The organism is Sphingopyxis sp. MWB1, assembly GCF_000763945.1.
GTDB lineage: Bacteria > Pseudomonadota > Alphaproteobacteria > Sphingomonadales > Sphingomonadaceae > Sphingopyxis.
The window spans coordinates 913,748-930,550 of sequence record NZ_JQFJ01000002.1; the positions used below are offsets into that span (position 1 = coordinate 913,748).

Genomic DNA, 16,803 nt, shown 5'->3' on the forward strand with positions numbered 1-16,803 from the left:
TCTGCGCGCTTAGCGGGTTTTGAGGGCGCGGTCAGCAATCGCCTGCGCTCCGCCCGCCGCAGACAGGAAAGCAGCGACCGCATCGCGGCCGCCCGCATCGGCTTCCGCCGAAACAATCAGGGAGAGCGCGCGCGGATCGCCGCCCAGCAGGCGCGCCCTGAGCTGCCCGAGCTTGGCGTGTCGGGCGCTGCCCGTCGCCTTGCCATTGACGACATAGAAGGTGGCGGCGTCGCGTAGCAGCGGGCCGGGGTGGAGCAGGCGCTCGGTCTTTGCACCATCAACCGGATCGAGCGTCGCGCTCCACGCCCAGCGGCTGTCGGGGTCGATGGCGCCCTGGCCGAATGCGGCGACCTCGCGCCCCTCGGCCTGCCGTTCATAGCCCGCGAGCGCGACGGTGACGCGCGCGCCGTCCGGTCCGGCGAAATGGCCGATGAAGCGCGCATCGGCACCGTCGAAGCGCGGGGTCCAGCCGGTCTGCGGCGGGGCGGTCACGCTCCACCCCGGCGGCGGTGCGACGCTGAAGGGATCGGCCAAGGGAGCGGCGCGCGCGCCGACGAGGGCGGACCAGCCCGTGAAGAAAAGCGGCACGGCAAAGGCGAGCGGGAGGATAATGCGCGCCGGGGCGGTGAAGCGCGGAGCGCTTTCCAGCCCGCTTGCATCCAAAGCGACATCATCGGCGGGGCGATCGAACCAGCGCCGCGCGACAAGCATCACGAGTAGGATGACAAGCCCGAAGAAGAACCAGCCATAGATGATATGATCCATGCCCCCGGCGCGCTCAATCCCCCAGATTTCGGCAGCGAGCATCGTGCCATAGGCGCGCAGCGCATTGGCAATAATGGTCGCCGCGAGCGCGCACAGGACAAAGATGACCCGGCGCCGCATCCCGCGAAAACAAAGATGCGCGGCAAACACCGCATAGGCGAGCATGGCGATAAGGAAATTCACCCCGGAGCATTCCTCCGCCACTTCGAAGAAACCCGCGCGGGTGGTGATGAACACCCCCTGCATGTCCGCCTCCAGCCCCGTCAGGTGGAGCAGCGCGACGCTGATATGCGCGGTAAAATTCTGGAGCAGCGGCACCAGCTCCTCGCCGAAAGGAACGAGGAGCAGCGCATAGGCCAGCGGAAAGAAGAGCCCGCGCACCAGCTTTTCGCCAAGGGTCGCCGCCACGGCGCCTTGCAGCATGAGGATAAGGCCAAGTTGGCGGAACAGTCCCACGCCCGCCGCCGCGCCGACCAGCCAGACCAGCCCCGCCCCCGCCATCCAGACAAGCGCGGGCCAGCACCAGCCCGGCGTCAGGCGGCGAAGCTGGGGCATGCGCTGATGCACCAGCCAACCGATCATCGGCAGCATGATCAGGCAATGAGTGAAGGTTGAACTGTCCCACCAGATGCCTGCCATATCGGTCGCATCACGCCAGAAGAGCAGCAGGATGAAGGCGGTGAGAAATACCAGCGCCGTCAGGTGACGCTGCCACAGGCTCCATGTCGCCGGAGCGCCGTGAGGGAGGGCGAAAGCCTTCACCCTGTCAGTCCAAGCAGGGCACCGAGCGGCGCAAGACGCGCATCCCAGCCATAACGCGCAATCATCCGTTCGCGCGCAGCCCGGCCCATTTGCGCGGCAGCAGCCGGATCGTCGAATATCGCCGCGACCGCAGCGGCCATGGCGGCGGCATCTTCGGCGACGCGCAAATGTGTGCCCTCCACCGCGTCAATGCCGGTGGCGGCGGCGCGGCTTGCGACCACGGGGCGGGCCATCGCCATCGCCTCGAGCAGCTTATTCTGTATCCCCCGCGCGAGCAGCAGCGGCGCGACCACCGCATCGGCGGCGGCAAGCCACGGACGCACATCGGGCACCTCGCCCGTGACATGGACGCCGGGAAGCGCGCCCAGCGCGCGCACCTCGTCGGTCGGGGCGCGGCCAACGATGGCAAAACGCGCCTGCGGATGACGTGCGCGGATGAGGGGCAGAATATCCCCGGCGAACCAGCGCACCGCGTCGATATTGGGGCGATAATCCATCTGCCCGGTGAAGATGGCGAGCGGTCCCTCCCCCTGCCCCACCGTCTCCAGCGGCTGGGCGGGATCGAAGCGCGCGGTGTCGATGCCATTTTCGACCGCATGGACTTTTGCCGCATCCAGCCCGCTGCGCGCGCGAAACAGCGCGGCTTCGGCCTCGCTGACAAACAACGATGCATCGACGGCGCGCGCGACTTTGGCCTCATAAGCGCCAAGCAATCGCGCCTCGCGGGCATGGACCCAGTTCAGCGGCTGGCGCTTGTCCTGCTCGGCATAAGTCGCAAATTTCGCCGAATCGACATCGACAAAATCCATGATCACCCGGCCATCGAAAGCCCCGGGCAGATATTGCGCCATCTGCCCCGAGAAGGCGATAATATGGCGGATTTCTCCGCCTGAGAGCAGCGCCTCGACATGGGCGCCAAGCGCCTTGCTGCGAAACAGAAGGTTAGAAACAGGCTCCCCACGCAAAAGCGCCCGTGCCAGCGCGGCTGGACGCGATGCCTTGCGAACTTCGACAACCAGGCTTTTGCAAAGCGGCTGCATTTTCTCGCGCGCCAACGCCGCGTCGGCGTCATTATCGGCGAGCGCGGCGACATGGACGGGAGCGAGCTTTGCCAGCGCCTCGAACATATGCCAGCTGCGGATACGGTCGCCGCGATCGGGCGGCCAGGGCGCGCGGTGGACGAGAAAAAGAATGTCGCTCATCGGGCGGCTTTCGCGGTGGCGCGCGGTGCCGGAGCGATGGCTGGAGATTGCTTCGTCTCCTTTGGCTCCTCGCAATGACCGGGGTGTTTGTGAACGGGGATCATCAGCCCAGCCCGCGCGCGATGAGGGGGCCGATGCGGTTGGCGGCCCAGAGCGGTAGCTTTTTCCACAAATCGACTTGCAGCCGATATTTGGCGCTGTCGGGATTGGTATCGCGCGGCTTCTCTCCCGGCGCGAGCCAGCGCGCATAGACGAGCGGACGCGGTTCGAATCCCCAATTTTTCTTGTAGGCGAAAGGCCCCGTGCCGCATTTGGAGCGCCCGAAGTCGAAACGGGTGCAGCCGCGCGCGCGGGCATGGTTCATCAGCGCATAATACATCAGCTCATTGGCGCGCAGCCGCCGCGCCTCGGCAAGGCCGCCGCCCCAATAGGGCATGACGGTGCCGCGCCAATAAAGGCTGAGCACGCTGGCCACTGCGCGTCCGCCTTCATCGCGCACGGTCAATATATCGGCATCATCGCCAAAGGCGTCGAGTACTGCGTCAAACAAGGCGCGCGGGAACACCGGCGTCCCCAGATTACGTACGCTGGTCGCATAGACGCGGTAATGGTCGCGGCGTTCATCCGCATCGCGGCCGGTTGTTACACGCAAACTGCTGGCGAGCGCCTTGCGCACCTCGGCGCGCTGCTTGCGCGGGATGGCGAGCAGTTCCGCCTCGTCATAGGCGGCAAGATCGCGCGCGAAACCGGCATAGACATCGCCCTCGGCGCGCCAGCCTTCATGCTGCGGGACAGTTCCGCCGCGGAGTTCCACCGAAGGTAGCTTGAGGTGGCGGGCAATATCCACCGCGTCCTTGGCGAGCGTCGCCGCAACCGCCGGATCATCGGCAAGCAGCCCGCCACCGACGGCGAAGCCGCTGCCTACCAGCGCCTCACCGAAAAGCGGCGAGCGGATATGGTGAAGCGGCAAAAGACCGGTAAGTTGCCCTGACCCATCGCGCGCCGACACGAGATGACATTGATGCCCCGTTGCCCGCGTGATCGCTTCGCACCAGGCGCGGCTGTGAAAAGGCGTCGCGTCGGGGTGCGCCGCGACATAGGCGTCCCAAGCCGCGCCATCGGAAAGCGGCGTCGCGCCCGCAGGGCCGGGCCGCGCCGAGACGGGCGCGTCGTCCGTCGGGGCGAGGATCATGCCGCTGCCTGCCAGGGCTGGGCGCGCTTTTTCTGGTCGGGCAGCAGGGCATCAGCGCGCGTCCACTCAAAATCGGCGAGCAATTGCCTGAGTTTCCCCGCCATGGCCGACAAGCCGCTGTAATGGCGGATTTTTGATTTGAGTGGCGCCTGATCGACCCGCGGCTGGCCGGGGTCGATTTCCCATGGATGGAAATAGAGGATAGCCGGATGGCCTTCGGCATTCATCCGCGCAATTGCCCAGCGGGTGAAGCCATAAGGCAGCATTCGCATGAAGCCCCCGCCCCCGGCCGCCAGCGTGCGCCCGGCGAGCCGCGCGGTGGTCACCGGCCACTCGATCAGGTCGCTGTCGGGTAAAGGCTTCCACACATGGCGCGGGCTTTGCGGCCAGCCATAATGATCGTGAACCACCGGCGCGACGCTGGAGGAATAGGCATAGCCCTGTTCGGCGAGCACCGCATGGGCCCAGGGGGTGCGGGTGTCGACCGAAAAGCTGGGCGCCCGATAGCCGCGCAGGCGCGCGCCACCGATATCCTCCAATATGGCTTGCGTTTTTTTAAGATCAGCGGCGAAGTCAGCGGCGCTCATCGTAAAGACGCGCTTGTGATCATAGCCATGGCTGGCAAGTTCATGCCCCGCCGCAACGATGCGGCGGATCAGCGCCGGATAGCGTTCGGCAATCCAGCCCAGAGTGAAGAAGGTGCCATGCACCCCGGCCTCGGCGAACAGTTGGAGGATGGCGTCGCAATTGGCCTCGACCCGGCATTCGAGCGCGGGCCAGTCGGCGCGGTCGATCGTGCGTTCAAAGGCGCCGACCTGAAACCAATCCTCGACATCGACCGACAGGCCGTTCTGCATCATCCCTCACCTTCCCCACCGCTATAGCATGGGATGCGCCGCTGCGTCAGGCCGCCCAGACTTCCGACGACGTCGGGTTGGGCGCATTGTCCGGATCACGCTCGACCCATTCGATGAGCAGATCGAGAATGCGGCGCAGCGCCGCATCCTGTTCGCTGATCCGCGCTTCCAGTCCTGCAATCTGGTCGCGCAGCGCCTGAAGGTCGGCTTCATTCGCAGCCGGCGCAGCGATAGCGCTGGCAGAAGTCGGCGCAGCGGTGGCAACAGCCGTGTCCGCGGTCAGTTCGAGCGTGTCGCCCAATTCTTCGGAGAAGGACGGCGCAGGGGTCGTTGCCTCGGCATAATCATTGTCGGCGCGCGGGCTGAGGGCGGGCTGCGGCGCCGGAGCGGACGCGGCCTGCTCAACCGGTGCGGGCGTCAGCGCCGCTTCGTCAATGCCGCGATCCGCCTCGATCTCGGCGATCACATTGCGGACATGCTGGCCGGTGATGCGGTTCAGTTCTTCAACCGCGCCGAACAGCAGCAGGCGGCTGACCAGCACGTTGAGCTTGCGCGGCACGCCTTCGCTATGTTCGAAAATCAGTTCGAAAGCATCGGGGCTGAAGCTGGGATTGCCGTCCCAGCCCACCTTGCCGAGACGATGGAGAATATAAGGCTCCACCTCTTCGGGCTCCATCGGGTCGAGATGATGGGTGGCAATCACGCGCTGGCGCAATTGCTCCAGCGTCGGCGAATGGAAAAGCGTCTGGCGAAATTCGGGCTGGCCCAGCAGGAAAATCTGCAGGAGCGAATGACCGCCAAGCTGGAAGTTGGAGAGCATCCGCAATTCTTCGAGCGCGGAAATCGCCAGATTCTGCCCTTCATCGACGATCAACAGGGTGCGCTTGCCCGCGCGCGCCTGTTCGCGCAGATACTGCTCCATCGCGCGCAGCAGCTCGGCCTTGCTTTCACCTTCCCATTCGATGCCAAATTGTTCGGCGACGAGGCGCAGGAGATCGTCGCCCTCGACCTGCGTCGACACCAGCTTCACCGCTGTCAGCCGATTGGGGTCGATGGTGTTCATCAAATGACCGACCAGCGTTGTCTTGCCCGCGCCGACGTCGCCGGTGATGACAATGAAGCCTTCGCCCTGTGCCAGCCCATAGCCGAGATAGGACATCGCCTTGCGATGCGTGCCGCTTTCAAAATAGAAATGCGGGTCCGGCGTTAGTTGGAAAGGGCGCCCGGTGAAGCCGTAAAATTGATCATACATCGCAATATTCCTGTTTCGGTTCCGGGATCAGAAGCTGTATCGCATGCCGACCATCGCCGATCCGATCAGCTGGCTGTTCAGCCCGTCCTGATCAAAGGCGTTGATGCTGGCCGCCGCGCTGCCGCTGAGCCCGCGCCAGAAGCGGCGCGAATAGGAAGCCGTCAGCCCCGCCGACTGGACATCGCCGACACCCGGCGCGCCATTGTCGAAATAATTGACATAGCCCGACAGAGTAACGTCCGAATCCGCGTCGAGGCGGCGACCGGCGGTTAGGAAGAGATAATAGCTTTCGTCGACAATGCCGTCGAGCGCAGCAATCGGCGAATTGGCCGGGATGAGCAGGCGGCGACGGTCATAGCCCACGCCCACACCATAACTCCAGCCGCCGAAGCGCGAGCTGAGCGTCGCCTGCACCCCGCGGTTGCGATATTGCGCCGCCGACAAATTGCCGAGACGGCTGGTGAGGCAGCTTCCGCCCTCCACGCCAAAGACACAGGGATCGATATCGCCGCCGAGCGGGTTGCGCGTCGGGTTAAACTGGGTCGGCAACGCCGCAAGGCCACCCGACAGGCCGCGCCCAAGGCTGGAGAGTCCATCATAGACGCCCACCTGAAGCTGGGTAGCGTGATGCGGACGATAGGTGAAGCTGCCCGTATAGATCATGTCGCCATAGCGGCGACCGACCTTGGCGGTGAGCGAAGTACGCTGGCTGGGCTGCCACATGACGCCCGCGTCCCAGATGAGGCCATCGACGTCAAAGGCAAGCTGGCGCGCGCTCGTGTGATCGGTGACATAGCGGCCATTGCCGTCGCGCACCGGAATCCCCTGATCATCGATCACGGGATCACGCTGGCTGATCTCGATATCCTCATAACCCACGCCGCCGAGCAGCGCGAGCGTCGGACCGACCGGCATGGTCACATCGGCGCGGGCATATTTGCCCTCATAGCGCTGATCGAGTTGGGTCGCATCTTCCCGCTCATAGCCGCCCGACACCTGCCAACCGAAGGGCAGATCGCCCGGACGCTGGCCGATGCTGCCCCAGGCGACATGATTGGTGGAGCTGTCGAAAATATCCTGCTGCACCGCGCCGGGCGCCAATATGGGCGGCGCATCGACATCGGCCTTGGTATAGCCGAAGCGATAGCCCGCGCCGACATCCAGCCCCGCAACCCGCTGCACGAGCGTCGGCCCGGCATAGACCGAGTAGAGATTGCCAACATTGGACGAACGGTCGTTGATGATGCCATTGTCAGCGCCTTGCCCATCGACGCGCGAGCGGGTGGCGAGCGCTCCGGCTTCGAGGTTGAGGCCGCGAGCAGCTTCCAGTCGTCCGCGCAGCAGGCCGCTGACGATATCCTGATCGCCAAGCCCGCCGTTCCAGCCGAACTGCCGCTCATAACGCACCGAGCCCGCCAACTCGACGCGGCGGGTGACGATGGCCGCATCTACGCCCGCGGCAACGGTCGTATAGGTCAGGACATCACCGCCATTTTTGAGGTCGGCGCTGAGCACCTGACCAACCTCAAGATAGGGTGTAATGTCGGCGCGGCGCTGCGAGCGTTCACCGTTACGCGCGGCGCTCGCGGTGGCTTCGGCGCCGGGCGTGCGGGCGCTACCCTCCCCCGGTCCGCTATCGGATGATCCTGACCATTGGGCCTGTGCGATGCCCGCGGTCCCGGCGAGCAGCAGCGCGGCGAGCGAAGCTGCCGCGCGCATTGATGTCGTGATGCGCTTCATGTCGCGCCCCCCTGTCCATAATAGGTGCCAAAACGGCGTCCGCCCGGCGAGAATTTCACTCCGTTGAGCAACAATTGAATATGCGGGCAGCCGCCCATCAGCCCGATGGCGTCGCGCAGCGACGATTCGAGTGTTTCGTCGGCGCGGACCACCATGATGAGCTGTCCCACATGGCCAGCCAGCACGCTTGCGGGCGAAGCGGCAAGCACAGGCGGCGAATCGAGGATCAAGATGCGCCCCGGCACGCCCTGTTCCAGCCGGGCGAGCAGGTTTTCGGTGCGCGCCGACGCCAGCAATTCGGTGTCGTGCATATGCTGGGTGCCAGCGGGCATGACCTTCAGCCCCGGAATATCGGTCTGGATCATGCATTCACCGAGCGGCAGATGCGGATCGGCAAGTGCATCCATCAAACCCGGCCCATCTTCCAGCCCCAGCGTGGCAACGACGCCCGGCTTGGCAATATCGGCGTCGATCAACAGCACGTCGTGATCCGCCTCGGTCGAAAGGCTGAGCGCCAGATTGACCGCCGAGAAAGTCTTGCCCTCGCCCGGATTGGCCGACGCGATCAGCACACGGTGCCCCCGCGGCACGACCGGACGGCTGGCGGCACCAGCCCCGGCGAAATTGCGGATCAGTTCGCGCTTTACGATGCGATATTCTTCCGAGATCCCCGTCACCGGCGCGCCCGGAACGATCATTCCGGCGGCGGCGAGACGGTCGCGGTCAATGCTGCCCTGGCGCTGCGGCACAATCGCCGGTTCGGCGCGGGCGATATCCTTGCGCGCCGAGATTTTCAGCGCAGGTTCCACCGCAGCGGCGGTTTCGACGGGGACGTCTTCGAGACTTTCCACATCCGCTGGCGCGGCTTTTGCGGCCTTTGCTTTCCTCCTTTTGCGTTCCGGCTCGGGGGGCAGCTGGGAAATGTCGATTGTCGGCGTCTTGCCCGCAGGGTCAAGGCCGAACATATCGGCGGCGCGCTCAAGCAGCGAGGGCTGGCGTTTCACGGGGCGCTTGTCTTTCATCTTCTTCTCCCCCGTCACGCGACCATGCCGCGCTGAACAAATTCAGCAATCAGCAGCAAGGCATAGAGTCCCACCAGCGCGGCCGCGCCGCTTCCCAGCCAGACCAGCTTCTTTCGGCGGTCGACCTGGCGTTCGGGCGTCACAATTTCGGTGATCGAGCCGATAACAGGCAGGCCGCTGGCGCGTTCGAGCTTGGCGGCGGTGGCATAGCTGGGGCGCACCTGTGACAAGGCAAAAGCGGTGCCCACCCCGGCACCAAGGCCGACGAACAGCACCAGCGTCAGGAACAACGGGCGGTTGGGCGCGGCGGGAGTGGTGGGTTTGGTTGGCGGATTGAGTAGCTCAACCCGGATAGCGTCGGCTTCGGTCTGCACCTCGCCGCGCAGCCGCACCTGTTCACGCTGTGTCAGCAGCTTGTCATATTGCGCCTTCAGCGCATTATATTCGCCGTTGATGCGGTCATACTCAGCAGCGATGCCTGGATTTTCAATCTGTTGCGCAGTGATCTTTGAAATTTCCTGCATCAGCTGCGCTTTGCGGGCCGTGAGCGCACTGACGGTCGCCTGACGCTCCGCGCGCATTGCGGCGAGTGAAGCATAAGCGGGGTTTTGAGCCGTGCCGCCACCGCCGCCGCCCGAGCCCTCACGCGAGGCCTGAGCCTGCAAGGAAGCGATCTGGCTTTTGATCGCGATCATGTCGGGATGGGCATCGGTCAGCCCGCGCGCGCGCATCGCCGACAATTCAGCCTGCGCCCCGGCAAGTTGTTGCCGAGCCACACCGCCTCCCGTCGCACTGATGCCGGGAATGGCGATTGTCGCCGGAGTGGAACCCAGCTGGCTGTTCGCCGCCGACAAGGCGGCTTGCGCAGCGACAAGCTGCGAATCAATCTGATTGACTTCCGCTCGAGCGGCTTCGACCCGCTGCGCCGGGGAACCGGAACCTGCGGGAACAAGGCCGACATTTTTTGCTTCAAAAGCAGCGCGCCGCGCCTCCACTTCGCGCAGCGCCTTTTCCCGGTCAGCAATTTGAGCATCGAGAAATTTGATCCCCTGCCGCGCATCAAGCCGCCCGCTGCGAAGCTGGTCATCGCGGAATACGGTGATCAGACTGTCGAGCACGCCTGAGGCAAGCTTTGCATTATCGGCGTCCGACAGGCTGGAAATGCCGATGCTCGACGTGATCTCGAAAATATTATCCTGCTGCGGCTCTACCTTTATGCTGGTACGCAAGGTCGCCACCGCTCCCGCCTTTTCCCGGTCGCTTGCCCCGGCGGGGATCAGCCCGGTGGTCACAGCAACCTTTTCCAGATTGCTGGCGCTGGTCAGCGTTTCGCGAATCTGGTCAATCTGGCGCCGCCCGCCAAAGCCGGACTGGGTTTCATCAGACAAAAGCTGATTGACGTCGACGAGCAGGCGCGCCTGGGAGTCATAGCGATTGGGAATGGACGCAATCGCCAGCCAGCCAAGGATGCACACGCCCCATGCCACCGCCAGAACCAGCCAGCGGCGGGTCCACACGCTGTGCAGCATCACACGGATTTCGTCGTAAAGACCGTTCATCGTCTGCTTTAGTCCCTGGCTGTCATGCGAGCGTTTGAAGAAATGGCATCAGGCGGTGTTAGAACATGCTTTCGGGAATGATGATCACGTCGCCCGGTTGCAGGCGGACATTGGCCTTTACATCCCCTCTTTTGATCAAATCGTTGAGGCGAAGCCCATATTCGCGCTGTTTGCCCGTCCCCTTGTCGAACCGGACGAGCCGAGCCTTGTTCCCTGCGGCAAATTCCCCCAGGCCGCCCACCGCGATCATCGCATCAAGCACCGTCATATTGGCGCGATAAGGAATGGACGCAGGCTTTTCGGTTGCCCCCACGATCCGCACCTGTTGAGAGAAGGTGCTGTTGAAGCTGGTCACGATCACGCTGACGATCGGATCATTGATATATTGGCCGAGCTGAAGCTTGATATCCTGTTGGAGCATGGTCGGCGTCTTGCCGACCGCTGGCATATCAGTGATCAGCGGCGTAGTGATGCGGCCATCGGGGCGCACCTGAACCTTGCCGCCTAGCTCGGGGTTGCGCCAGACGAAAATCTGCAACTCATCGAGCGGGCCGATGATATATTCCTCACCCGGGCCTTCACGATTTTCCACGAAATTGGCGCTGGGGAGTTCCGGGGCATTACCGCCCACACCTGCACAGCCGGCAAGCGCGGTCGCGGCAATGCCAGCAACCAATGCGGCGCGGGCGACACCAAGGGCGCGGGGCGAAGCAGAGGAAATCATAATCCATCAAACCTTTCGAGCGGCCGGCGGGGCGCGTCCGACCATCGGCACGCCCTTTAATTTGCGTCAGGATCGCCATTGCTCGAAAAGGGTGAACATAATGTTAGTCGTGGGGCTCGACTCGGCCCATCGAACGCCATTTGTCCCATCACGGGACAGGGCGCAGCCTTAAACGAGCATTTCCTTGGCCGGGCCCTGCCCCAGGAATGTGGCCGGACTGGCGGAGGCTCCATAGGCGCCCGCCTGAAAAATCGCAACCAGATCGCCGACATCGGCGCGGGGCAGCGCGACCTGATCGCCCAGACGGTCGAGCGGCGTGCAAAGGCAGCCCACGACGCTGACGCTTTCGGCGGGCTCGCGTCCGAAGGCATGAGCGACGGCGATGGGATAGTTGCGGCGGATCACCGTGCCGAAGTTGCCGCTCGCGGCCAGCTGATGATGAAGCCCGCCGTCGGTGACCAGAAAAGTCTCGCCATGGCTGACCTTCCGGTCGACGATCCGCGTCAGATAGACCCCCGCTTCGGCGACGAGCCAGCGGCCCAGTTCCATGGCGAAATGGCTGTTCTTCAGAACCGGCGCGCGCGCTTCGAGCGTTGCCCCCAGCGCCTGCCCCACAGCGGGAGCGTCAACCGCCTGATCGCCGGGGAAATAGGGCACGCCCATGCCCCCGCCCAGATTGACGAGCGGCGGCGTTGCCCCCGCTTCCTCTGCAAGCTCTCCCGCCAGTGCCACCGTCTGCGCCTGTGTCTCGGCAATGGCATCGGCGGAGAGCGCCTGCGATCCGGCGAAAATATGAAAGCCCTGCCAATCGGCGCCCGCATCGATCAGGCGGCGGACGAGCGCCGGAACCGCGCGCGCATCGACGCCAAAAGGCTTGGCGCCGCCGCCCATTTTCATCCCTGACCCTTTCAGGTCGAAATCGGGATTGACCCGCACGGCAAGGCGCGGGCGAACGCCCAGCCTGTCGGCGATCGCCAGTGCCCGCTCGGCCTCGCCCGTTGATTCAAGGTTGAGCGTGACGCCCGCCGCGATGGCGGCTTCCAGTTCGCGGTCACGCTTGCCCGGCCCGGCAAAGCTGATGTGAGCAGCATCCATGCCGCTTGCCAGCGCCATCTCCAATTCGCCGCCCGAAGCAACGTCGAGGCCATCGACCAGCCCCGCCATATGCGCGAGCAAGGGGCCAAAGGGATTGGCCTTCATCGCATAATGAAGCTGTACCATGTCGGGCATCGCCACGCGCCATTCGGCGACGCGCGCGCCAAGCATGGCGGCGTTATAGAGAAAGAGCGGCGTGTCGCCTGCCTGCTCGACCAGCGCATCGACGCGCTGGCCGCCCACGAGCAACATGCCCTCGCTGTCGCTGGAATAAGCGGGCGGGATCGGGCCATGGGGTTTCATGCGGCGATCTCCTTTGCTTTCCATTCACGTTCGATGGCGACACGATCGAGCTTGCCATTGGGGTTGCGCGGCAGCGCGTCCTGCCAGACAATTTCCTTGGGCTGCATGAAGTTCGGCAAATTCTGGCGCAGATATTTGGCCAGACCCTCGGCATCGCCCGCCCCTTGCTCGCCGCCACGCACGATCAGGATGATCGCCGCGCCCAGCCGATCGTCGGGAACGCCAAAAGCCACGGCTTCCTGCACCAGATCCGACTGAGTGGCGGCATCCTCTATCTCGGTGGGGCTGACACGGTTGCCCGCCGTCTTGATCATCGCATCGTCGCGGCCCACAAAATAGAGAAGGCCGTCGGCGTCGCGGCGCACCGTATCGCCCGACCAGACCGCCATGCCGCCATAGCGCGACGCGGGCGGTGCAGGCTTGAAACGCTGCGCCGTGCGTTGGGCATCCTGCCAATAGCCCTGCGCGACGAGCGGGCCGCAATGAACGAGCTCCCCCGCTTCGCCATCATCGGCGAGGCTGCCATCGGGGCGGGAGACCAATATTTCGGCATGGGGAATAGCGCGCCCCATCGAAGTGGGATGATCGGCAACCAGCGCGGGATCGAGAAAAGTCGAACGAAATGCCTCGGTCAGCCCATACATGGGATAAATATCCGCCCCCGCAAAGGTCGCGCGCATCGCCTCGATCAGCGCAGGCGTCAGCGCGCCGCCGCTGTTGGTCAGCCGCCGCAGCGAAGTCGACGCGTCGGCGGGCCAGTCGATTTCGGTCAATTGCACCCAGAGCGGAGGAACGCCCGCCAGGGTGGTGGCCCGGTGACGCGCCACCGCCTTTACCACATCGCGCGGGGTGAGATAGTCGAGCGGCGCCACCGCCGCGCCCGCATACCAGGTTGATAACAGCTGATTCTGTCCATAGTCGAAGCTGAGCGGCAGCACCCCCAGCACGCGATCATCGGCCGCGATTTTCAAATAGGTGGCAACGCTTTCCGCCCCCAGCCAGAGATTGGCGTGGCTCAGCATCACGCCCTTGGGGCGTCCCGTCGAGCCGCTGGTATAAAGAATGGCCACCAGATCGTCGGGCGCGGCATCGGATGGCGGGAGCGCGGCATCATCAGCGCCCATGTCGTCAATCGCCGCTTCCGCCGTCTGTAAATCAGCAAAGGCGCAATCGGGAGGGCGCTCTCCCGCCAGCATATCGGCGCGCGCCTTGTTGGTGATCAAGAGCCGCGCGCCGCTGTCGGCTAATATATGCGCGGCCTGCGGCGCTTTCAGCAGCGGGTTGATGGGCACATGCACCAGCCCGGCGCGCGCCGCCGCCAAGGGCATCAGGCAGGCAAGCCGCGTCTTCCCGCTCCAGCTTGCGACCCTTTCGCCCTTTCCGCCCACTTGCGCGCGGAGCCAGGCGGCAAGGCGGGATACGCCCGCGTCGAGATCGGCAAAGCTGATGACAGCATCGCCGATCAGCAGGGCGGGTGCGTCGGCCGCGCCGCGCAGGGTCAGATGGTCGATCGGATGCGACATAGGTTTTTCGGCTTTGGTCATTGGCTGTTAGGAGAGTGGTGATAGAGGGCCGCACCATGCAAGGGAACGGTGAACATCACGCTAATGATCGCGTCTGGCGCGCAGAGGGCTTTGCCTCGCCCTTTGACCAGCCCGCATGGTTCGATTTGCTCACCGCCCATGGCTTTGCGGGTGAAGGCCGCGCCGATGCCTATGGGGAGGCCGAGGACACAAGCGCCTGGTTGCCGCTCAAGGCGGAAAAGGCCGGGCAGGTTACGGGGCTGACCAACTGGTATAGTTTTTCCATCCGCCCCCTGTTCAGCGGGGGCGACCGGCAGGATGCCGCGCTTGATGATCTTTTTCACCGTTTGCGGACACAGGCTGCACGGCTCAGCCTTTATCCCGTGCCCGATGCCGAACGCGAAATATTGGCCGCCGCCCTGCGCGCCGCGGGATGGTGGGTCGATGCCCTTCCCAAAGGGGACCGGCACTGGCTCGACCTGGGCGGCATGAGCCATGATGAGTGGTGGCAAAGCCGCCCCGGTGCGCTTCGCAGCACGGTGAAGCGCAAGGCGAAGAAAGGCGTTGTCGATCTGGAGATTATCACCCGCTTCGACCCGGCGCATTGGGCGGCTTATGAAACCATTTATGCCGCGAGCTGGAAACCCGAAGAGGGAGACCCCGCCCTCCTCCGGGCTTTTGCCGAGCAGGAAAGCACCCGCGGAAGCTTTCGCATGGGACTGGCGCGCATTGCCGGTGAGGCGGTCGCGGCGCAATATTGGACGGTGGAAGATGGCACCGCCTTCATTCACAAGCTCGCCCATGTCGAGGACAAGGTGAAAGCATCGCCGGGCACGCTATTGTCGGCGGCGCTGTTTCGTCATGTCATCGAGGTGGACGGGGTGCGCCGGGTCGATTTCGGGACAGGAAATGACGCCTATAAACGCGATTGGATGAACCGGCATGAGCCGCTTTGGCATATCGAGGCTTTTAATCCGGCGCGCATCGCGGCATGGAGCCCCGCATTGAAAGCCTTTGTGCGCCCCGCTTTGAGGAAAATTTCGTGACCGAAACGCCTGCAACCGCCGCCGATACGACCCTGCGCGCCCTGCTCGCCGATATTCTCGGCCTTGGCGAAGAGCGCGCTGCCGAGCTGACCCCCGACAGCGGATTGTTCGGCGAACTTCCCGAATTTGACTCGATGGCGGTCGCCACGGTACTCACCGAAATGGAAGACCGGCTCGGGATCATTATCGACGATGATGAAGTCGAGGGCGAGATTTTCGAAACCTATGGCAAGCTTCTCGCCTTCGCGCAGAGCAAGCTCAACGGCTGAGCCTGCAGCGCGGACGCATGGACGAACATCGCCTCTCGATCCTGCCGCCTGACGGAAACGCGCCGCGCGCCACCATATTATTCGTTCCGCCCCTGTTCGAGGAAGCGAACCGGATGCGGCGGACGCTGGTGCTGGCGATGCGCGCGCTGGCGCGCGAAGGTTTCGCCGCCCAGCTCCCCGATCTGCCCGGACAGAATGAGAGCCTGACGCCGCTGTCCGGCGTCGATCTGGTCATCTGGCAGGAAGCGCTCGCGGAAACGGCGCGCAGCATCGACGGCCCGCTGATCATCGCCTCCTTACGGGGCGGCTGCCTGATCGACCATGCAGCGCGGGCCGATGGCTGGTGGCGGCTCGCCCCTGTCAAGGGCGCTTCGCTGCTTCGCACCCTGCTGCGCGCGCGCGTGGCCGCTGACCGCGAAGCGGGGGGGGAGAGCAGCCCGGAGATGTTACAGGCGCGCGGAGAAAAGGAAGCCCTGCTCCTCGCTGGCAATCTTCTGTCGCCCGCCATGCTGGCGCAGCTCGGCCAGGCGAGTGAACAGCAAGTGGCGCCGCTCCGCAGCCTCTCGCTGGGGGCCAATGGGCTGAAGGGCAGCGCCTTGTGGCTGCGCGCCGAGCCGGGAGAAGATCGGGCGATGGCCGATGCCATCGCCGCCGATATTGCCGCATGGGGGGCCGAATGCGGCGTCATCTGACCTTTGCCTGCGAGGGCGCCGAACTCGCCGGGACGCTTGACGCGGCAGCGGGCGCCACCGGCCTGTTGATCCTGTCGGGCGGCAATGAAATACGCAGCGGCGCGCATCGCGGCATGGCGATGCTGGCGGCGCGCGTAGCGGCGGCGGGCTACCCCGTCTTCCGCTTTGACCGGCGGGGTATCGGCGACAGCGAAGGCGAAAACAGCGGCTTTGAAAGCAGCGCCCCTGATATTGCCGCGGCTATCGCGACCTTTCGCGCGGCCGCCCCGCAAGTCGCGCGCATGGCCGCTTTTGGCAATTGCGACGCGGCCAGCGCGCTGTTGCTGCACCAGCCGCTGGCGCTGGACGCGCTGATCCTTGCCAATCCCTGGACCTATGAGACGGCGGAGAGCGAAGCCGAAGGGGAAGAGGAAGCCCCTGACCTGCCCCCCGCTTCAGCCATTCGGGCGCGCTATATGGCGCGGCTGAAAGATCCCAAAAGCCTGTTGCGGCTGCTGAAGGGCGAGGTTGATCTGGGCAAGCTGCTGCGCGGGCTTTCCGCGCTTGGCAAAGGCAGCGCGGCAGCATCGCCCGACAGTCTGGCCGCACGGCTCGACGCCGCCATGGCCGCGCTCGCTTGCCCCGCCCATATCCTGCTGGCCACCGGCGACCGCACCGCGCAGGCCTTTGTGGATCGCTGCAACCCCGGCGCGCTGCCCGTCACGCGCGTCGACAGCAGCTCACACAGCTTTGCGGGCGAAGATGCCATATGGCTTGAACGCCAGATATTGGACCTGTTGGCCCGCCTCCCTTCCCGTTGA

Annotated in this window: 15 protein-coding genes; 4 read left to right on the plus strand and 11 right to left on the minus strand. The window is 64.6% G+C overall.

The annotated features are described in order from the left end of the window. Positions 1–9 precede the first annotated feature (9 nt). The 11 genes from xrtA to JV18_RS0105270 all read right to left on the minus strand — a co-directional run bounded on the left by xrtA (position 10) and on the right by JV18_RS0105270 (position 14,017). The gene (gene xrtA / locus JV18_RS0105220; protein ID WP_052071749.1) at positions 10–1,527 is read right to left on the minus strand and encodes an exosortase A; all 1,518 of its coding nucleotides are present in this window, start codon (positions 1,525–1,527) and stop codon (positions 10–12) included. After that, positions 1,524–2,729, minus strand: coding sequence for a TIGR03087 family PEP-CTERM/XrtA system glycosyltransferase (locus tag JV18_RS0105225; RefSeq protein ID WP_033073688.1), 1,206 nt, complete (start codon positions 2,727–2,729; stop codon positions 1,524–1,526). The genes xrtA and JV18_RS0105225 overlap by 4 nt, the downstream gene beginning before the upstream one ends. Before the next feature lie 103 nt (positions 2,730–2,832). Continuing rightward, the gene (locus JV18_RS0105230; protein ID WP_033073689.1) at positions 2,833–3,921 is read right to left on the minus strand and encodes a FemAB family XrtA/PEP-CTERM system-associated protein; all 1,089 of its coding nucleotides are present in this window, start codon (positions 3,919–3,921) and stop codon (positions 2,833–2,835) included. Next, positions 3,918–4,778, minus strand: a complete 861-nt coding sequence (locus tag JV18_RS0105235; protein ID WP_033074974.1) for an XrtA system polysaccharide deacetylase — start codon at positions 4,776–4,778, stop codon at positions 3,918–3,920. The genes JV18_RS0105230 and JV18_RS0105235 overlap by 4 nt, the downstream gene beginning before the upstream one ends. A 46-nt stretch (positions 4,779–4,824) precedes the next feature. Beyond that, entirely contained in the window at positions 4,825–6,030 is a 1,206-nt protein-coding gene (locus tag JV18_RS0105240; RefSeq protein WP_033073690.1) for an XrtA/PEP-CTERM system-associated ATPase, read from the minus strand. Between the two features lie 27 nt (positions 6,031–6,057). After that, positions 6,058–7,770 carry a hypothetical protein gene (locus JV18_RS0105245; protein ID WP_033073691.1) on the minus strand — a complete coding sequence of 571 codons (1,713 nt, stop codon included), beginning with the start codon at positions 7,768–7,770 and terminating at the stop codon, positions 6,058–6,060. After that, a complete protein-coding gene (locus JV18_RS0105250; RefSeq protein WP_033073692.1) occupies positions 7,767–8,792 on the minus strand; it encodes an AAA family ATPase in 1,026 nt (341 codons plus the stop codon). Before JV18_RS0105250 ends, JV18_RS0105245 begins: the two co-directional genes overlap by 4 nt. A gap of 14 nt (positions 8,793–8,806) precedes the next feature. Then, positions 8,807–10,351, minus strand: a complete 1,545-nt coding sequence (locus JV18_RS0105255; RefSeq protein WP_033073693.1) for an XrtA system polysaccharide chain length determinant — start codon at positions 10,349–10,351, stop codon at positions 8,807–8,809. 58 nt (positions 10,352–10,409) lie between these two features. Further along, positions 10,410–11,075 (minus strand): XrtA/PEP-CTERM system exopolysaccharide export protein, encoded by a 666-nt coding sequence (locus JV18_RS0105260; protein WP_033073694.1) that lies wholly within the window; start codon positions 11,073–11,075, stop codon positions 10,410–10,412. 168 nt (positions 11,076–11,243) lie between these two features. Next, on the minus strand, positions 11,244–12,473 hold the full coding sequence (locus JV18_RS0105265) for a pyridoxal-dependent decarboxylase, exosortase A system-associated (RefSeq protein ID WP_033073695.1): 1,230 nt from the start codon (positions 12,471–12,473) through the stop codon (positions 11,244–11,246). Then, positions 12,470–14,017 carry an acyl-CoA ligase (AMP-forming), exosortase A system-associated gene (locus JV18_RS0105270; RefSeq protein WP_033073696.1) on the minus strand — a complete coding sequence of 516 codons (1,548 nt, stop codon included), beginning with the start codon at positions 14,015–14,017 and terminating at the stop codon, positions 12,470–12,472. Before JV18_RS0105270 ends, JV18_RS0105265 begins: the two co-directional genes overlap by 4 nt. A gap of 35 nt (positions 14,018–14,052) precedes the next feature. Here JV18_RS0105270 and JV18_RS0105275 point away from each other — a divergent pair, with 35 nt between their 5' ends. The 4 genes from JV18_RS0105275 to JV18_RS0105290 are packed head-to-tail and all read left to right on the plus strand — an operon-like array spanning position 14,053 to position 16,803. Further along, entirely contained in the window at positions 14,053–15,042 is a 990-nt protein-coding gene (locus tag JV18_RS0105275; protein ID WP_033073697.1) for a GNAT family N-acetyltransferase, read from the plus strand. Beyond that, a complete protein-coding gene (locus JV18_RS0105280) occupies positions 15,039–15,311 on the plus strand; it encodes an acyl carrier protein (RefSeq protein ID WP_033073698.1) in 273 nt (90 codons plus the stop codon). Before JV18_RS0105275 ends, JV18_RS0105280 begins: the two co-directional genes overlap by 4 nt. A 17-nt stretch (positions 15,312–15,328) precedes the next feature. Then, positions 15,329–16,003 carry a hypothetical protein gene (locus JV18_RS0105285; protein WP_033073699.1) on the plus strand — a complete coding sequence of 225 codons (675 nt, stop codon included), beginning with the start codon at positions 15,329–15,331 and terminating at the stop codon, positions 16,001–16,003. Then, complete coding sequence (locus JV18_RS0105290; RefSeq protein WP_033073700.1) at positions 15,988–16,803, plus strand: hydrolase 1, exosortase A system-associated; 816 nt, start codon at positions 15,988–15,990, stop codon at positions 16,801–16,803. Before JV18_RS0105285 ends, JV18_RS0105290 begins: the two co-directional genes overlap by 16 nt.